15 protein-coding genes are annotated in these 17,441 nt (G+C 45.8%); 8 read left to right on the forward strand and 7 right to left on the reverse strand.

Annotated features, from left to right (window positions below):
* Positions 1–283 precede the first annotated feature (283 nt).
* A complete protein-coding gene (locus tag RA178_RS15910) occupies positions 284–2,701 on the forward strand; it encodes a Lon protease family protein (RefSeq protein ID WP_306682737.1) in 2,418 nt (805 codons plus the stop codon).
* Between the two features lie 70 nt (positions 2,702–2,771).
* Here RA178_RS15910 and RA178_RS15915 read toward each other — a convergent pair whose 3' ends face one another.
* Positions 2,772–3,839, reverse strand: a complete 1,068-nt coding sequence (locus tag RA178_RS15915) for an alkene reductase (protein WP_028760775.1) — start codon at positions 3,837–3,839, stop codon at positions 2,772–2,774.
* A gap of 130 nt (positions 3,840–3,969) precedes the next feature.
* Here RA178_RS15915 and RA178_RS15920 point away from each other — a divergent pair, with 130 nt between their 5' ends.
* Positions 3,970–4,551 carry a TetR/AcrR family transcriptional regulator gene (locus RA178_RS15920; RefSeq protein WP_212600006.1) on the forward strand — a complete coding sequence of 194 codons (582 nt, stop codon included), beginning with the start codon at positions 3,970–3,972 and terminating at the stop codon, positions 4,549–4,551.
* 176 nt (positions 4,552–4,727) lie between these two features.
* Here RA178_RS15920 and RA178_RS15925 read toward each other — a convergent pair whose 3' ends face one another.
* Complete coding sequence (locus tag RA178_RS15925; RefSeq protein WP_028760777.1) at positions 4,728–4,952, reverse strand: TIGR02922 family protein; 225 nt, start codon at positions 4,950–4,952, stop codon at positions 4,728–4,730.
* Between the two features lie 332 nt (positions 4,953–5,284).
* A complete protein-coding gene (locus RA178_RS15930) occupies positions 5,285–6,853 on the reverse strand; it encodes a methyl-accepting chemotaxis protein (RefSeq protein ID WP_212600005.1) in 1,569 nt (522 codons plus the stop codon).
* 435 nt (positions 6,854–7,288) lie between these two features.
* Here RA178_RS15930 and RA178_RS15935 point away from each other — a divergent pair, with 435 nt between their 5' ends.
* Positions 7,289–8,011 carry a YebC/PmpR family DNA-binding transcriptional regulator gene (locus RA178_RS15935; RefSeq protein ID WP_028760779.1) on the forward strand — a complete coding sequence of 241 codons (723 nt, stop codon included), beginning with the start codon at positions 7,289–7,291 and terminating at the stop codon, positions 8,009–8,011.
* 65 nt (positions 8,012–8,076) lie between these two features.
* Here RA178_RS15935 and RA178_RS15940 read toward each other — a convergent pair whose 3' ends face one another.
* Together RA178_RS15940 and RA178_RS15945 are read right to left on the reverse strand one after the other, a co-directional pair.
* Positions 8,077–9,741, reverse strand: coding sequence for a carotenoid oxygenase family protein (locus RA178_RS15940; RefSeq protein WP_306682743.1), 1,665 nt, complete (start codon positions 9,739–9,741; stop codon positions 8,077–8,079).
* A 14-nt stretch (positions 9,742–9,755) separates the two neighbouring features.
* A complete protein-coding gene (locus RA178_RS15945) occupies positions 9,756–10,262 on the reverse strand; it encodes a DUF2141 domain-containing protein (protein ID WP_306682745.1) in 507 nt (168 codons plus the stop codon).
* A 183-nt stretch (positions 10,263–10,445) separates the two neighbouring features.
* On the opposite strand from RA178_RS15945, the gene RA178_RS15950 reads away from it, so the two are divergent.
* Both RA178_RS15950 and RA178_RS15955 read left to right on the forward strand, forming a co-directional pair.
* Complete coding sequence (locus RA178_RS15950) at positions 10,446–11,609, forward strand: sensor histidine kinase (protein ID WP_306682747.1); 1,164 nt, start codon at positions 10,446–10,448, stop codon at positions 11,607–11,609.
* A 29-nt stretch (positions 11,610–11,638) separates the two neighbouring features.
* Positions 11,639–12,289 (forward strand): response regulator transcription factor, encoded by a 651-nt coding sequence (locus RA178_RS15955; RefSeq protein WP_168823385.1) that lies wholly within the window; start codon positions 11,639–11,641, stop codon positions 12,287–12,289.
* Positions 12,290–12,382: 93 nt separating this feature from the next.
* Here RA178_RS15955 and hpf read toward each other — a convergent pair whose 3' ends face one another.
* Both hpf and RA178_RS15965 read right to left on the reverse strand, forming a co-directional pair.
* Positions 12,383–12,739 carry a ribosome hibernation-promoting factor, HPF/YfiA family gene (gene hpf / locus RA178_RS15960; RefSeq protein WP_028760784.1) on the reverse strand — a complete coding sequence of 119 codons (357 nt, stop codon included), beginning with the start codon at positions 12,737–12,739 and terminating at the stop codon, positions 12,383–12,385.
* Positions 12,740–12,987: 248 nt separating this feature from the next.
* Positions 12,988–14,556 (reverse strand): methyl-accepting chemotaxis protein, encoded by a 1,569-nt coding sequence (locus tag RA178_RS15965; protein ID WP_306682749.1) that lies wholly within the window; start codon positions 14,554–14,556, stop codon positions 12,988–12,990.
* Between the two features lie 428 nt (positions 14,557–14,984).
* Between RA178_RS15965 and RA178_RS15970 the strand changes: the two genes are divergently transcribed.
* The 3 genes from RA178_RS15970 to RA178_RS15980 are packed head-to-tail and all read left to right on the forward strand — an operon-like array spanning position 14,985 to position 17,378.
* The gene (locus RA178_RS15970) at positions 14,985–15,359 is read left to right on the forward strand and encodes a DUF3649 domain-containing protein (RefSeq protein WP_131523016.1); all 375 of its coding nucleotides are present in this window, start codon (positions 14,985–14,987) and stop codon (positions 15,357–15,359) included.
* A 1-nt stretch (position 15,360) separates the two neighbouring features.
* Complete coding sequence (locus RA178_RS15975) at positions 15,361–17,031, forward strand: PepSY-associated TM helix domain-containing protein (protein ID WP_263203328.1); 1,671 nt, start codon at positions 15,361–15,363, stop codon at positions 17,029–17,031.
* Positions 17,028–17,378: a DUF3325 domain-containing protein gene (locus tag RA178_RS15980; protein WP_113940646.1), complete on the forward strand. Its 351-nt coding sequence runs from the start codon at positions 17,028–17,030 to the stop codon at positions 17,376–17,378. The genes RA178_RS15975 and RA178_RS15980 overlap by 4 nt, the downstream gene beginning before the upstream one ends.
* Positions 17,379–17,441: the final 63 nt, after the last annotated feature.

A 17,441-nucleotide genomic window follows, 5' to 3' on the forward strand; every position in this document is an offset into this window, starting at 1 on the left:
CTAACTTACTCACACTCAGCAGACTGCTTGCACGGGTAAATCCAACTAACATTGCATTTGCTACTTTAGCACAAAATTTTAGTGTCAGTATCGCGATAAGTTTATTGAGTAACAATTAGTTAGACTTAATCAATTAAGTCTTCCCCCGGATAATTCAGCACTTTCTTAGCGAGAGAAAACCATCCCTAAAGACATATATCAGCAATAACAGGGTTTTGATTGACAAAAATGCTATCTTATTGTCTACAATGGAAATAATAAGGCTGAAAAACCAAGGATATTTATGCCCACTGACGTCGTATCAAGCCAAGCTACCCTGCTCAACAGTAAACAATTATATCGCATTTGCGAACTCGACCAATTAAGCACAGATTGCCAATCGACAGCAGAACTAACACCTCTCAATGATATTGTCGGCCAAGAACGCGCCCAGCAAGCGGTAGAGTTTGCAATGGGAATTAAAGAAAAGGGTTACAACATCTACGCCATAGGTCAGAACGGCCTCGGCAAACGGACCATGATGCTGCGTTACCTAAGCCGTCACGAGCCAAACGACCATACCCTGTACGATTGGTGCTATGTGGTTAATTTCGATGATACCCGTTGCCCTAAAGTACTGAAACTGAGCGCAGGGACTGGGCTTGAATTTAAAAAAGCCGTCGAAAAGTTGATGCTTAAACTTGTCAAAGCTATGCCTTTAGCCTTTGATAATGAAATGTATTATGCCCGCACCGAAAAGCTCAAAAGCCAATTATCACAGAAACAAGAAGTCGCACTCACTGAATTAACCGAAGAAGCGAAACAAAAAGGCATCAGCCTCAGTTTAACCATGCAGGGCGACTATCAAATGGTAGCGCTCAATGGTGAAGAACCCCATGACGAAGCTTCATTCGAAGCATTGACAGAGACTGAACGTAGTCAATTTGAAAGTAATATCAATGGCCTAGAAGTTAAACTGCGCGGTATTATTCGCCAAATCACTGAATGGGAAGAAGAATTCAGCGACAAGCAGCAAGAGCATGACGAACAAGTCGCCAAAGAAGTATTAATCCATTTTATTAAGCCACTCAAAGATAAGTTCAAGCACCAGCCCGAAGCGCGGACTTTCTTAACCGGTATGCAGGCGGATATCTTAGACAATTTAGATATCTTTTTAGAAGAAAGTGAAGAACAACTGGGCCTAGCCTACGCTTCCCTTGAAAAGAAAATGCCCCGCCGCTACCAAGTTAACGTTTTGGTCGCTCAAGGGACTCAAAAATTCCCTATTGTCGTAGAAGAAAGCCCAAGTTATCACAGCCTATTTGGCTATGTGGAAAACGCTACCTTCAGGGGGACAGTGTTCACCGACTTCTCACTTATCCGCTCCGGCAGTCTGCACAAAGCTAACGGCGGCGTGTTATTGATGGATGCGGTAAAAGTGTTAGAACGCCCTTACGTGTGGGACGGGTTAAAACGCGCCCTGCGTTCACGCAAACTCGATTTAAGTTCGCTGGAGCGGGAAGTGTCACTGTCGGGCACGATTTCATTGGCGCCTGAGCCTATCCCCTTAGATGTGAAAATTATTCTGTTTGGCGATCACGAAACTTATCAGCTGTTACAGCACTATGATCCTGACTTCAGTGAGTTATTCCGCGTTACCGCCGATTTTGAAGATGTGATGGACAGAACCTCAACTTCTGAGGCGCACTATGCCCGCTTTATTTCGAGCATAGTTCACGACAACAACATGCTACATTGCGACCGTGCGGCTATAGCACGCATCATCGAATACAGCTCGCGTGAGGCCGAAGATCAGCAAAAACTGTCGCTACACTCAGCCAATATTGCCAACCTGCTGCGGGAATCAAACTACTGCGCTAAATCTTCGGGTAGCCAGCAAATTTTAGTGCCGCACGTTGAGCAAGCACTGCGAAATCAAGAGCAAAGAGTCTCGCGTCTGCACGACAACATAATGCAAAGCTTTACCAACGGCACGACCTTGATTAGCACTCAGGGCAAAGTGGTTGGGCAAATCAATGCCTTATCCGTAATCTCGACCTCAGATCATCAGTTTGGTATGCCCAATCGCATCACAGCAACCACTGCCTTTGGTAAGGGTGAAGTGATGGATATCGAGCACAGAGTCAAACTTGGAGGCCGGATCCATTCTAAGGGCGTGTTGATCTTAACCGCTTATTTAGCCTCAGTTTTAGGTAAGACGGCGCAAATCCCGCTCACCACTTACCTCACCTTTGAGCAATCATACAGCGGAGTGGACGGTGACAGCGCGTCGATGGCTGAATGCTGCGCCATTATCTCGGCTATTAGCGAGCAAGCAATTAGGCAAGATATTGCCATCACAGGTTCGATGAACCAATTTGGTGAGACTCAACCCATTGGCGGCGTGAATGAAAAAATTGAAGGCTTCTTCGATGTCTGCAAAATAAAAGGCCGTACACCGGAACAAGGGGTGATTATTCCTGCCTCGAACATGGCCAACCTTATGCTGCGCAAAGACATTGTCGATGCAGTGGCACAGGGGGAATTCCATATTTGGGCTATTACCCATGTGACTCAAGCAATGGAATTACTGCTCGGTAAAACCGCAGGAAGTTTGCCGCAAACGGCCGCACCTAGCCAAGGGCAATATTCTCCCGAGAGTATTTTTGGCATCGCTCAGCAAAAGCTCACCGCACTCAGATCCTTAGTTAAAGCGGATTAAATAAAAACGAGAGAGACAAAAAAAGGGTTAGCACATGCTAACCCTTTCTTTATAAAGCTATTAAGCGAAATTACACTAAGCTTGTAAGCATTTCATCGCTGTAAGGAACAAGTTCAACGCCATCACGCACGCGAGCAACATAGTCAGGGTTAGCAATGAATGGACGACCGATAGCAATCAAATCAAACTTATTCGCTGCAATCGCTTCACTGGCGGTTTCAGCGCTGTAGCTTCCAACACCCACTAAGGTTTTGCCATAGTGTGCGCGCACATAGCTTGAAGCTCTGCCACCAAGATAGTCGAATTCCATGCTGTCATCGAAAATCCCAATATGCACAAAAGCGATATCGCGGGATTCCAGCTCAGGCAAGAAGTAATCGAAAACTTCGCGGTCACGACTATCTGCCGCCATATTGAAATAAGCCCCTGGAGAAATCCGTAAACCGGTTCTGTCTTTGCCGATACGAGCCACAACAGCATCGACAACCTCAAGCGCAAAACGGGACATATTGGCAGGTGTTCCACCGTATTCATCGGTGCGGCGATTGCTGTCATGGTGTAAGAAGGTATCAATCAAATAACCATTTGCACCATGGATTTCGACGCCATCAAACCCAGCTTCAATGGCATTTTCCGCCGCTTTGGCGTAATCACGCACTAGGCCTTGAATATCCTCAAGTGTGGCAGGTTTTGGCGTGACATATGTCAGTTCGCGCATTCTTGGCACGCTGCCTTCAATCTTCTGTGCTGATGCCGCAAGCACATCACCACCACCGAAAAAGTGTGGATGAGCAACACGGCCCGTATGCCATAACTGCACAAAAATCTTACCGCCATTGGCATGTACCGCATCGGTCACTTTACGCCAGCCAGCAATTTGCGCTTGAGTAAAAATACCAGGGGTATTTGGATAACCTTGAGCATCGGGACGAATAATCGTCGCCTCTGTGATGATCAAACCCGCTTCGGCGCGGCGTGCATAGTAGGCAACCATATCATCGGTCGGCACTAAATCGGCATCCGCCATACAACGGGTTAAAGGTGCCATTAAGATACGATTATTTAAGGTAATAGTGTCATTAAGTGAGTAGGTATCGAACAGATTCACCAATGAATTTGGCGTGGTTTGTGTGGTCATTTTCTCAGTTCCATTCTTGAATATGCATTCAAGATATTATTTGAACGATCATTCAAGTTCATTTTTGAATGTTTATTCAAATTTAGGTAGAATCTGGCCTAAGCGTTTCTATATAAGTGAATTAAATTCGATGCGTAATGCAGAGTTCGACCGAGAACTGGTACTTCGCGGCGCTATGGCCGCCTTCATGCACAAGGGTTACACCAAAACGAGCATGCAAGATCTTACTCAAGCCACGGGATTACATCCGGGGTCGATTTACTGTGCCTTCACCAATAAACGCGGATTACTAATCGCGGCCATTGAGCAATATCAACTCGACAGAAACGAGCAATTCAACAATCTATTCGGCAATGGCGAGAATGTGCTTACTAATTTGAAAACCTACTTAGATCATCTCGTTATTGAATGTCTGAGTTGCGATAGCGCCCAAGCTTGCTTACTGACAAAAGCGTTAAATGAAATTGCAGAGCAAGATGTTGAGATCCGAGACATCATCAATCAGTATCTACAATCTTGGCAGCAAGCACTCACACTACAATTTGCCACCGCAACGTTACAAGGACTCCTCCAAGGCAATCGCAGCAGCGAGCAAAGAGCCCAATATTTAATGATGGGAATTTATGGTTTAAGAACCTTCGCCCACACCCATCCTAATGCCGAAACCTTACAGTACCTTGCAGACCAATTATTGGCAGAAGTCTGCCATTAAAGTGCGTTAATTTGTGGGACAGTAAATATCTGAATGACTAACCGAATATGATTAGGCGAACAAGCGCTAACATTAATAGAAATAGATGGATTGAATAGAATTTTTGCAGAAGATGTCGGGACGATAATTTAGCAAAGCGAATTATTCGTCCCAAGAATGACGATTAGTTTAAAATGTTAACCTATATTAGCTTGAGCAAACACTCGCTCGCCTAATGAATTCAATATCTTACACTCACCTTCAAGTACAGCAATGATAGATTTTCCCTTGCGGAAACTTGCAGGTATCATCACACGCCCAGCTTCACTCACTGGCAAATTACCTAATACGGCGTTGTGCATAATTAACCCTACGGGGGCATCATAATATAAAACAGTTACAGTCGCTTGATTTGCTTGCATCACATTTAACTCACATTAAGCAGCATCTACTGCGTTATATTTACGTCGCAAGAGAGCTCCCTGTCCTCAACATTTTAAAATATCCAGGAAGATATTTTAAACATTTTAAATCAATTACTTAAGGTCTTATTCAAATTTTATGATTTTTTATTGGATACAATACTGTCTTATACTGTACACCTTGGGCTATTTAAGCACTTCGGCAAAAAGATGCCAATCTATTTCTATTATGTTAATCAATTACCCACTATCGATCACATATAAGACACAAATAAAGATGCGTTTTTATGCATTTTTTAGAGTAAATAACCTAAATTTGAGTTATCAGTAATCTACTTAGCTTTAAATCCCACTCGAAATCCGCCCCAATGTTTACCGTTTACAAAAATGGGCACCGACAAGTCGTGCATCACTTCGCCCGTATCGCGTTTATAAGTTTGCAATAGCACAGGTTCAGTATGGGCGCCGCAACGGATCCCTGTCGGATCATTAAACAAGCGTTTGGTTCGATTGTGCACCATATCAACCTCAACTTTGCCTGTCAGTGCTTGGCTAAAGCGTTTATTATGGGTCGGAAAATAACCTTTCCTATCAACGGCTCCCGCATAAATAATTTCGCTGTGTTTTGCCAGAATGGGCTCTTGAATCGTTGGAAAATGCTGATCGGTATAACGATCGAAAGCCGTGCTGTATTTCTGCGGCTGAGTATTGGTAATAGGTTGGTATTTAGGATTAAACAAATCAGCCTCGCTAAAACTGCCACTGGCTAAACCTTGTGCTAACTTGTCACCGCACGCTTTAGCGGCAACATTCGCCAATTGCAGAACCTGCTGATCGAAGGTTTGTGTATCCCATTTAGACAGCGCTTTAAAAATACCCTCAGTGGTCAAGGATAAAGTAAAGGCCTGCTCGGATACGCTATGACTCTGTTTACCCGTCGAATTTAACGAGTCACGTATTTGAGTCACCGAGCGGCTAATGTCGTTAGTAGTGTTGTTATATTGTTTGAGTGAATCTTCCATATCACCTAAGGCATGGGCCGATTGAGTCACAGAAGCCGAAATCTCAGTGAAGTGCGCGTCTAACTCGCCCATGGCGGCGACCACATCGGCGGTTTGCGTCACGACTCGCTCCATCAGCCCAGAAGTTTTATCCGTTTCACTGCGGATTTCTAATAGCATTTTGCCAATATCTTGGGTTGCACCCGCCGTTTTCCCCGCAAGGCTGCGTACTTCGTCAGCCACTACCGCAAAACCTCGACCCTGCTCCCCCGCACGAGCCGCTTCGATAGCCGCATTTAAGGCCAGCAGATTCGTTTGCTCGGCAACGGAGTTAATCACCTCGGTAATTTTTTGGATTTCTTCGGCTCTTGATTTAAGCGCCTGCACTTGCTCAGCGGCGGTATCAATATCCGTACTCAGTGAACGAATAGCCGCAACACCTTTCTGAGCTTGACTTCGTCCCTGCACGCTAACGCGCTCAGCCTCTTGAGCTTGGCCTAAAATATCTGCCGCATTATCGCCAAGTTGGGCCGTAGTGTGGCTCAATTGCCCCGCGGCAACCGCAATGGCACTGGCATGCTCGCCATTTGATTTTATTGATTTATTCAATAAATCAATAAAATGCGACACCTCAGCCGAACCGATAGCAATTTTGCTGGTTTGCACACTAATGTCGTGGGCGGGGATGCTTTGCTCTTGTAATGCCTTAATGTTTGCCTCATCGGTGTCGAGCTTAGCCTTAGATGCGCGCAAACACACCCTCACCACTAAGCCACAGGCAAGAACGCCCAAGATCACCGCCTGCACAATACTCGGAAGATGCAGTCCCTCAAGTAATAAACTCCCCAGAGTGACCAGCGTAAAACTGATGAAAATTAAAATTTTGTGCTGTATTTCCATATACTTCCCGTAACTGCGCAAGGTAAAAATGAAAGGGAAATGCTAAGAGTCGAATCATTAGCCTTCGTTCAGTTGGTATCAATTACAGCGGCTATTGATTACAAATGACCAAGGAGGACTAACTATGATAGCGCTCAAGATTTATAGTTTTAGTCTATTTCTCTGAATAAGCTAGATAATTTATCTCGCTAAATAAACAAAGTAGAAGTTAGCTATCATCAACAGTCTCACGAGCGTATGGCATTAGACATTAGTATTAATCTATCGCGATATAGTCCTAGCCTATCTAAAAGCGGATCTTCCTTGAGAAAACCAACTTTGCCCTGAAATGCGTGCCCCGTCGCCTTCTCGGTAATAAATCACATAGGGACGACTGCACTTATGCCAAGAAAACTGCTAATATCGGCGCAATTTTTTTGAGCTAACGAGATCAAGATGGGCAGAGCATATCAAAACAAGAAAGAATCCATGGCGAAAACAGCCGGTCAAAAAACCCGCATTTATTCACGCTACGGTAAAGAGATTTACGTTGTCGCTAAGCAAGGCGGCGTTGAGCCCGATGGAAACTTATCACTGCGTCGCTTAATTGAACGCGCTAAGAAAGACCAAGTGCCTGCGCATGTTATTGAACGCGCAATTGAAAAAGCCAAAGGCGGCGGCGGTGAAGATTACGATACAGCCCGTTACGAAGGTTTTGGTCCTGGCAACTGCATGGTCATTGTTGACTGCTTAACCGATAACGTAAAACGTACCTTCACCGAAGTGCGTCAAGCCTTCGTGAAAAACGATGCCAAACTCGGCGGCCCAGGTACAGTTGGCCACATGTTTGATCATCAAGCCGTGTTCGTGTTTGCGGGTGATGACGAAGATGCGATTTTAGAACTGCTGATGATGGCTGACGTTGATGTAAGCGATGTTGAGCTGGAAGATGGCTTAATCACAGTTTACGCGCCGCACACTGAGTACTTTAAAGTCAAAACTGCGCTGACCGAAGCGATGCCAGAGGTTAACTTTGAATTTGACAATATCACCTTCGTACCGCAGGACATGACTAAAGTTGAAGGTGAAGATGTCGTTATGTTTGAAAAGTTTATTGCCGCACTTGAAGATTGTGACGACGTACAAAACGTCTATCACAATGCGGAAATTGATGACTAAACGTTTCTTTCGCCTGAAACAAGAACGCAGCTAAAAGCTGCGTTTTTTATTTATAGATCAAAATATTAAGCTTCAATAAAGCAGCCATGAAACCCTAGTGGCAATACCCTGTTCATTTGAGCCGAAGCGATGGGGCCCGCACTGATGTCACTGGCACGAAACAAAGACAAACCAGACTGTGCATTATGGTAATCGAGCCAAGTCATCAGTAAATAGGCTTCGTGCTGCTCAGTGGCGGGGATATAGAGCGGCTCTTCGGCAATCTTGCCTTTGCCAAGATAAAACGCGCTATAGCTCGCGTCGCCAATTGTATCCGCACTGTGCTTGCTGCTGTCTTTTGCATTATGAATACAATACAGAGTGTTACTTAGCCCTGATTCAGAGTCAGATTCTGCTTCATATTTAAAGTTAGAGCTGGAGCCAGAGTTAACAGCTGAATCTGATCTTGCTCCAACGCCAAATAACGGAACAAACTCCGAAGCCCCGCCTGTTTTCTCTGCAAACGCTTTTTCACCGCTAGTTTGTTTTTTACCCATAATGTGCTGCGAAAACTGGGGAAACTCCATCATCACGCCGCTGCGGTTAATACGTGCAGAGGAAGACAAGGTCTCTGCAAACTGCGTTTTGCTAGCTGCTGTGAGTGGTACTGTGAGCGGTACTGTGGTAGTCACTAACTCTGCATGGGGTGTTTTTGTTTTTCGGGCACCCGTTAGTAACCCCTTCATCCCTTGCGTTAAAATCGCCGAATTGGGATAGAGGCAAAGTTGTACTGAAAGTTCGTCATTCTTCTCAATGGCTTGACCAAAGTGAAACACAAATCCAGCGGGCAGCGGGTGTAACTGGCGCGCTTTAAAGTCGGCTTTGTCGATAACCAGTAATTGCGATGGCAATTCGGGGCGCCATTTAAAAGCATCGATATAAGTTTCGCCCTCTTCATACACGCAGGATGAAATATAAAACACTAGCTTATTCTCACTCTGCGCGAAGGCATGTAAATAACTCGCCTGCGGTAATTCAATCACTTCCATTCTGGCAATGCTCTCATCGGCTGCCACTTGATACACAAGTAATAGCTTCTCGCCGCCGACATACCAGACGCCAAAATTCCACAATCCACCTTGTCCATCATCGAGTGGATGGGCGGAAAAGGGTAAACCCTTAAACTTGTCGCCAAAGCTTTTAACGCCGAGCGTGGTTAAGGTCTGCGCATCGAGTCGATAGGGTGAACCCGCCTCCCATAAAGCGAGCAACTCGCCGTGGCGCGGCAATAAACTAGTATTAGCCACATTCAAATCATCGTTATTTCGAATAGGTAAAGCATTGGGGATCACTGTGCCTGCGGTCGTGTACTTAAACGCGCCAGCGGCCTCTTCGACTTTAAACTTCTTTGTTTGGATAAACTTAGCCTGATGCTGAATTTGCCCATTGCTCACACTAAACTGTTGCACCATGCCATCACCATCAAACCAATGTTGATATGCCTTACCTGCCCGAGACATTTTCGCTGGCCCATTACGATATAGATTGCCATTCAACTGCGCTGGCCACTCGCCCGAAACCTGCATAGTGAGTAGCTGATAGTCGCCTTCAGCACCACTAAATCCAATCGCCCATGGCTCACGTGCGACCGCTTGTGCGTTATCCAGCGCCAGCAATTTATCCACTGAACAGGCCCAAACAGCGGTCGTCATTAGGGCGGCTGAGCCTGCTAGAAATTGACGTCTATCCATGGTGCAGCCCCCTCTTAGCGAATGTGTATGGTGATTTGCGCATCGGCCTGCAAACTAAAGCTGGCGTCTTTAAAGCTCGCAGGTCCAAAACTGCCAGCGTTATTGCTAAAGCCATAACCTTCACTCGGCACACCTAACATATTGGTATCTAAACTGTGATTACCGTTTTCATCGTGAAAGACCTTGACCGCATATTGGCCATCGGCGAGATCGCTAAATACCAGCCTATGCTCTGTCTTAGTGACGGGCTTTATCATAGATGCGCAGGGATTGTGGCCTGCGGCGTAATCCTCGGCATTGGCGTAAAGCTCCACCATCAAGGCGCCGGTTTGTACTTGAATATTATCGATATTCACAGTCAGGGTATGTGCCTGTCTCTCAGCCGACATGCTTCCTGCCGACACACTTCCAGCCGACAAGAGTAAGCAAGCTAAGCCTGCGCCCCAAATCGCTGATAACGTCCTTTTCGTCTTATTAACTTGGCGAACCTGTGTTGTCATAGCCGAGTTCATGTGTTTCATGTCTTACTCCTGTTATTTGCGCTCATAAGTAACCGCGATGGAGTTAGCTTAAAAAATCACAGGACTAAAAACAGGTGCCAAAAGTCATGAAACAAAATAATAACAACATGACTTTTGGCATAGTGACATCTGGCGGTGATACCTTAGAATGGTCGGCAGAATTGGATTAAGGAATAGACATTCGTGCTAGAAAATCGATTAGCGAAAGAAGAAAACATGTTGATTGCCGCTGGAGTGCTCACTTGGGCATTAGTCGCTTGGGTTGGGATAAATCAAGCCGCATTGCATACATGGCAAGGCATGCTAAATGCCGTACTGTATGGGCTGTTTGTAGTGCAATTTATACTGATAGCTACCGATAAAGTTGCGCATAATAATATTCAACTTCGCCGCATAACCACGCTAGTGATGCCGTTAACCGTGATGAGCTTAATGCTCACAGCAAACAACGCATTACTGCCGATCCTCTTCGTTATTTGGGCGTCACTGTTGCCTGAGTTTTTCAATCGCCGCCAAGCTATTTCACAGCTGCTGCTAGCCAACCTTGTTTATTACGTGCTGCTGCAATGGCAATTGCATGAACAAAGCAATGTGTTCAATATTTTGATTTATCTTGGCTTTCAACTCTTTGCCTACAGCAGTAGCCAAGCAAGACTTTCTGAACGTAAATCACGTTTGATACAAGAACAGCTAAACCAACAGCTTATTGCCACTCGCGCCCTGCTGAGCCAAGCCAGCGAACAGCAAGAAAGATTAAGGATATCACGCGATTTGCACGACATTCTCGGCCACCAACTCACAGCGCTTTCCCTGCAATTGGAAGTACTAAGCCATACCGCGCCCGAGGAGCTCAAACCTCAAGTTAACCAAAGTAAATCCTTAGCTAAAGAGCTACTTGAAAGTATTCGCGCCGTCGTCAGGGCGCAAAGAGTGCAAGTGGGATTGGATTTAGTCCCACCTTTAGAGGCACTGATGACCCGCTTGCCCAGCGTGACTCTTAACTGCAAAGGGATGAAGCCACTGCAATCAGCCGAACTGACTCAGGCACTACTGTTAGTGCTGCAAGAAGGCATCAGCAACGCCGTACGTCACGGCAAGGCGAATCAACTGCAACTGAGCATGGAAGACTCCCAAAGCGCGCTGGTATTGCAACTAAGCGACAACGGCATGGGGCTAACACGGGGATCCGCGCGAAACGCATCAGCTAAAAGCGGCACTGGACAGTTCGGTACTGGGCTCGGCGGCATGCAGGAAAGGCTACAACCCTTTAATGGCACCTTGGAGTTAAGAGCAAATGACTCGGCGCCCGGCTGCCAACTCACCCTCACCCTCCCAGCACTCGCATAACTTTTTATTGGAAACTCTTTAGAATCGCTATGGATACGCAAAACAACATCATCAGTGTCGGCTTAGTAGAAGATCAACAATTGGTTCGCCAAGGTATCGCTAGCCTGCTCGCTATTTCCGACAACATTCGCGTGTTATGGCAAGCCGAAGACGGCCAAGATGCACTCAAAAAGCTTGCCAGCAATCCCGTCGATGTACTGCTCAGTGATATCCGTATGCCAAATCTTGATGGTATCGCCATGCTCAAACAGATACGGCAAAGTGCCAATCGCTTACCTGTCATCATGTTAACCACCTTCGATGACAGTGAGTTATTCCTCAATAGTTTACAGGCGGGAGCCAACGGCTTTTTGCTCAAGGACGTGTCACTCGACAAGTTACTGCACGCCATCGAAACCGTCGCCAAAGGCGGCTACTTGATAGAGCCTTCGGTACTCAAACAGATGAGTGAGCCTAAACCTGCACCTAGCGTTGGGGTAACTAGAAATGAATTATTGTCGGAACGGGAGCGGGAAATTCTCAGTTTTATGGCGGGCGGCTTCTCCAACAAGGAAATCGCCAATGCGGTATTTTTAGCCGAGGGCACAGTGAAGAATCATGTCTCTAACATACTCACTAAACTCGATTGCCGAGACCGTACCCAAGCTGTGCTCAAGGGATTACAACTGGCATTGATTTAACCCATTAGCATTAAACCAAACCCGATTGCCAACAAAAAGGGCCATTTAAGGCCCTTTTTGTGCTCATCTAAAGCGATGAGTTATGACTAAAACCTAACGAAGATCCATCTCTTGGATAATTTCATGGGCAATAGCTGGCGTTGTACAGCTCGGGGTTTCATGCAAATCCGCTTTTAGCTGACCTTTACGGTGCTTAAGTGCTGCATCTAATTTTTTCGATGCGGCTTTGATTGCTGGGTACATAACCTCATCAGTACCTGAAGCAGAAATACGGCTTCCTTCATAATTCGTACGAAGCTCAACCTGATACTCGCCATGCTCTTTCGCAATAATAATGTCCAGTGCGATCAGAGAGGGGAAATGGGTGGCGATTTTTGCAAATTTTTCGTTAACATCTTCTCTAATAGAATCAGTAACATCGACGTGGTGACCAGAAATATTTATTTTCATAGGTTGTCCCTTTTAGTGTCATTACTTTTATTTTTGCTTCACTAATAGAGCTTGGGGCATGCAGGATAAAACACAAGGGTTATTGGCAAATATTTCGGTCAACTCAGGTATTAGCATCTCCTAAATGTGACCTCCATCAAGAAGTCAAAAATAAAACAGCGAGAAAAACATGATTAAGTGATTGATTTATAAACAGGCATTAATAATAAATCAATCACAAAATGCAATACGACATAAGGTAAATACGCTTAATATTTACGTTGCACACTCTGCTGCCAAAACTGTTGGGACAAATGATGCGTCTTGGTCGATAAACGCGACACTTGATCACCCCGCGCCGCCGCATCGAGCGTCTGCTCTAAACTCTGCTGAGCCAAGTCGCTGATCACATGGATGGCTCGGCTAATTTCTGCGGCCACCGAAGTCTGCTGCGTCATCGCCGCCGCATTATCATCACTCAAAGAATTAATTCGCGAAATAGATGAAAGCAACTCGCCAAAAGCCACACTCGCATCTTGCGCTAAGCTTACCGAACGTTTTACCTGTTCCTGCCCTGCCATCATGGTCGAGGATGCCCTTTGAGTGCTTTCCCTAAAACGACTAACAATTAACTCAATTTGTGAGGTTGATTGGCTAGTACGGCTCGATAATTGTCTGACCTCATCGGCCACCACGGCAAAACCACGACCACTCTCCCCAGCCCGCGCCGCTTCAATTGCCGCATTTAAGGCTAATAAGTTAGTTTGGTCGGCAATGGCACGTATGACTTCGAGCACTTGGTGAATCGCACTGCTATCTTGTTCAATAGCTTGTACAACATCGGAAAAGTGGCTCACTTGTACACTTAACTGATGTATCGCATCAATAACCGTTTCTAAACGAGAATGCCCGCGTTGAGCCGCCTCATGGCTCGACACCATTTCCGAGGCAGTGCGATGAATGTTTCCCGTTACTTCAGCAAAACTGGCACTCATCTGCTCCATCGCAGTCGCAGCTTGCGTGGTTTGTTCACTCTGACTATCAGCGTGCTCCCAAGTGTTTGTAATGGTTTGTTTAAGGCTGACACTTTGTGCTTGGATCTCACTGGCAGAATCAGCCATACGGCCAACAACGCCACCAATTTCAGTGATCAAAAAACGTAGGGCGAGGTCTAATTTACCGATCTCATCTTGGCGGCCGGTGTACACGCCCGTAGCGACGGGATCGTCAATAATGTTGGTTGCCATAGACACAAGCTTTTGCAGCGGCTGCATCAGGTAATACCATGCTAGGCACGCGAGACTCATTCCCACCATCGCGGCAACTATGGGGGAATAACTGGCAATTATCGCCGTAGCCGTAATCGAAACCAACATGGCCAGCAGTATTTTGCCACTGAAACCTAACCTATCTTTACGCAACACTTTAGGTTGCTTGCCCTGATTAATATCACTGTAAATACTCTCAGCGGCTTTAATCTGCTCAGGGGTAGCTTGGCGACGAACAGATTGATACTCATGAACTTTACCATCTTCATACACTGGCGCGACGTAGGCATTCACCCAATAATAGCCGCCCGTTTTGGTGCGATTTTTAACTATCCCCATCCAAGGCTTGCCCTGCTTAATTCGCTCCCAGAGGATCTTAAATGCAGCCGCAGGCATATCTTGATGGCGCACTATGTTATGTGGATTCCCTTGCAACTCAGCAACACTAAACCCACTGATCTGCGAAAAAGTCTGATTCACATATTTAATGTTTCCCTTCAGATCCGTCGTTGATAGTAAAATCGCATTATCTGACAGGTGTGTTTCACCATTTGTAGAATTTTTATGCATAGGGTTATCAGGCTAGGTCTCGGTAAAAAAGATAACGCATTCTGCCAAAACCGTCGTCTATCAAAATTGATAAAGCTCACATTGGCAGCATAAAAATTAACCTAATGCTAAACAAGCAGTAACCACTAAACACATATCAACAAATAAAAACAAACAATTGTGACAGGGCGCTCGTTACGCTACATACGTTAAACTCGTCACCCTACACTCGCTAAAGCAGATCAGCTTAAGATCACAGATTCACATTCGAATCTAAATGATATCGTTTATCATTTGAATTAACTAAGTTATACTTCTCGCGGTTAGCTATCTACTGCTATAGAAATGCATTCGTCGTTAAGCCAAAAAGCTCAAGCACACTTTGCAGAATCAACAGTAGCGGATAGCCATAACAGACCCATATTGGCTCGAAATGAGAAGTGGCACTTATGTCTAATACACCCGCGTTTGAAACCTCAACGCAATCTTCTACAACTCAAATGCGCTCGTTCTCGCTGATTTCGCGGGGAATTGTGCAATGGTTTAAGCAAGAGCAATCGCAGTTTGCCTTCAAAGTCTTTGCCCGTGCGAGTGCCGCTCTACTGGCGGGTTATGTTGCGGCAGCAACCTTGGCTTGCCTGCTGACATTAGTGCTACCTATGCCGCGCTTTGAAAGCACGATAACGGCCAATATGTTAGCTTTCCTGTTTTATGCCATCGCGATTATTTATGCCTTTTGTGTGCGTAAAACCTGGCATGCGTGGCGAGATTTAGGCTTAGTGAGTTTGTTATGTTTTGGATTAATCAAGGTATGTGGGCAATAAGATGAAAGAGACATTTTTTAGAACTTTATCTTGGCTACATACCTGGGCAGGCTTGCTGGTATGTTGGGTATTATTGTTGATCTTTTTTGCGGGTAGCTTGAGCTATTTTCGCCATGAGATCAGCCTTTGGAATGAACCCGAATTACACAAAGGGGTTTATCAAGACTACCGAGCCGATACCCTCGAAAACCAATTAGATAAAGGGCAAAGTTACATAGAAGCGCATTCGCCGGCAACAGCGCAGCGCTGGATGATAGGTTTTCCAACTGAACGAACCCCCTTTCAAAGCGTTAGCTGGCAACTGCCACCAGAAAAAGGTCAGCGTCGTGGCAAGACTGAAGAACATGTAGCCTTAGCAGATGGCAGCGGCATGATCTCTGAAGTGCGTGAGAGTCGCGGCGGTGATTTCTTCTATCGTCTGCACTTTGACTTGCACTATATGTCCGCTATTACAGCCCGCTATATCGTCGGCGTTTGCACTATGTTTATGCTGATCGCCCTTATCAGTGGCATAGTGATCCACAAACGGATCTTCAAAGATTTGTTCAGTTTTAGACGGGATAAAGGCGCTCGCTCTTGGCTAGACGCGCACAATGTGAGCTCTGTCATCGCCCTGCCCTACCATTTGATGATCACTTATACAGGGCTTATTACCCTAATGCTTATCTATATCCCATGGACGGTTAATACCGCCTATTCGGGTGATAACCAAGCTTTTTTAAAAGAACTTAATCCCGCCAGACAAACCGAGAAAGCCGCGGGAATTAGTGCGCCACAGGTGCAACTGAGCCAATTACTACCTCAAGTGAAAGCCGCATGGGGCGATGCGCCAATTAAGCAAGTGATAGTGTCATACCCTAAAGATCAAAATAGCCAAGTGACCTTTTACCAAAACACAGGTAAAGATGTGACCGATGAAGCCAATATTTTGATATTCAACGGGGTAAATGGTGAGCTTAAATATGCCAGCCCGCACGAAGCCTCTGGAGCATCCGCGACTTACGATACTATGATGTCGCTGCACACGGCACGTTTTGCCGCACCGCTGCTAAGATTTTTATTCTTTTTCTGCGGTTTATTAGGCTGCGCTATGATCGCGACAGGCACTTTGATGTGGGCCATTCGTCTACGTCAAAAACAGCAAAAATTGATCGATAAAGGCGAGAAACCAAGCTTTGGATTACGTTTAGTTGAAGGGTTAAACTTCATGTTTATCTTAGGATTACCCTTAGGCACTGTAGCCTTCTTTTACGCCAATCGTCTCTTATCGACAAGTTTTGCAAGCCGCTCTGAATGGGAAGTTCACAGTTTCTTTATCGCGTTAGCGGCAATGGGAGTTTGGGCTTTCTTGGGTCGTTCACGTCGCCAGTGGCAAACCGCATTACGACTCACAGGGATTTTGTGCTGTGCGCTGCCTGTGCTCAATGCCTTCACATCACCAAGCAATATCATCGACAATATCCAATCCCATCAATGGGCTTTAGTCGGATTTGACGTGCTCGCAGTGCTACTTGGTGGCGCTATGCTATTTGCCAGTAAAAGAGTGACTTTGATTGCTAAGGCCCCCGCTAAACGCCCAGCAAAAGCAAAAAATGCACGTAGAAGCGAATCCCAAACATCCCTTGCCAGCGACCTTAGTTCGTCATCTTCATTGGAGGAAGCCAAATCATGATGCCAGAATTTATTCCCCTACTTGGGATCTTAGGTTTGAGTTATCTTTCCCTCGCCCTGTTTGCCTTAGCTAAATTTGGTCACTTCAAGGATGTGTTCAATCGTCCACCAGCACAATGGCAAAGTCGTTTGCTAACCTTGTTTGCTTGGTTACTACTAGCATTTAGCTTAAGTGCCTGCGCGAGCGATCAGGGCTGGGCCTACGGGAGCATTTTGTTTATGGGAATAATTTCCCTCGCGGCAATGCTGGTCATCCTAACGTTAAGCTACAGCCCACGCCATTTACCGATAGGAATCGTCACTGGCAGCGTGCTCACTGGCACTCTATTACTGAGTGCAGGGATCTAATGTCCAGCTAACACTAGCATGGCGATCATGGCTAAGTGAGCACCGCTAGGCTATAGTGCCCTG

Source organism: Shewanella oncorhynchi (genome assembly GCF_030848765.1).
Taxonomy (GTDB): Bacteria; Pseudomonadota; Gammaproteobacteria; order Enterobacterales; family Shewanellaceae; genus Shewanella; species Shewanella oncorhynchi.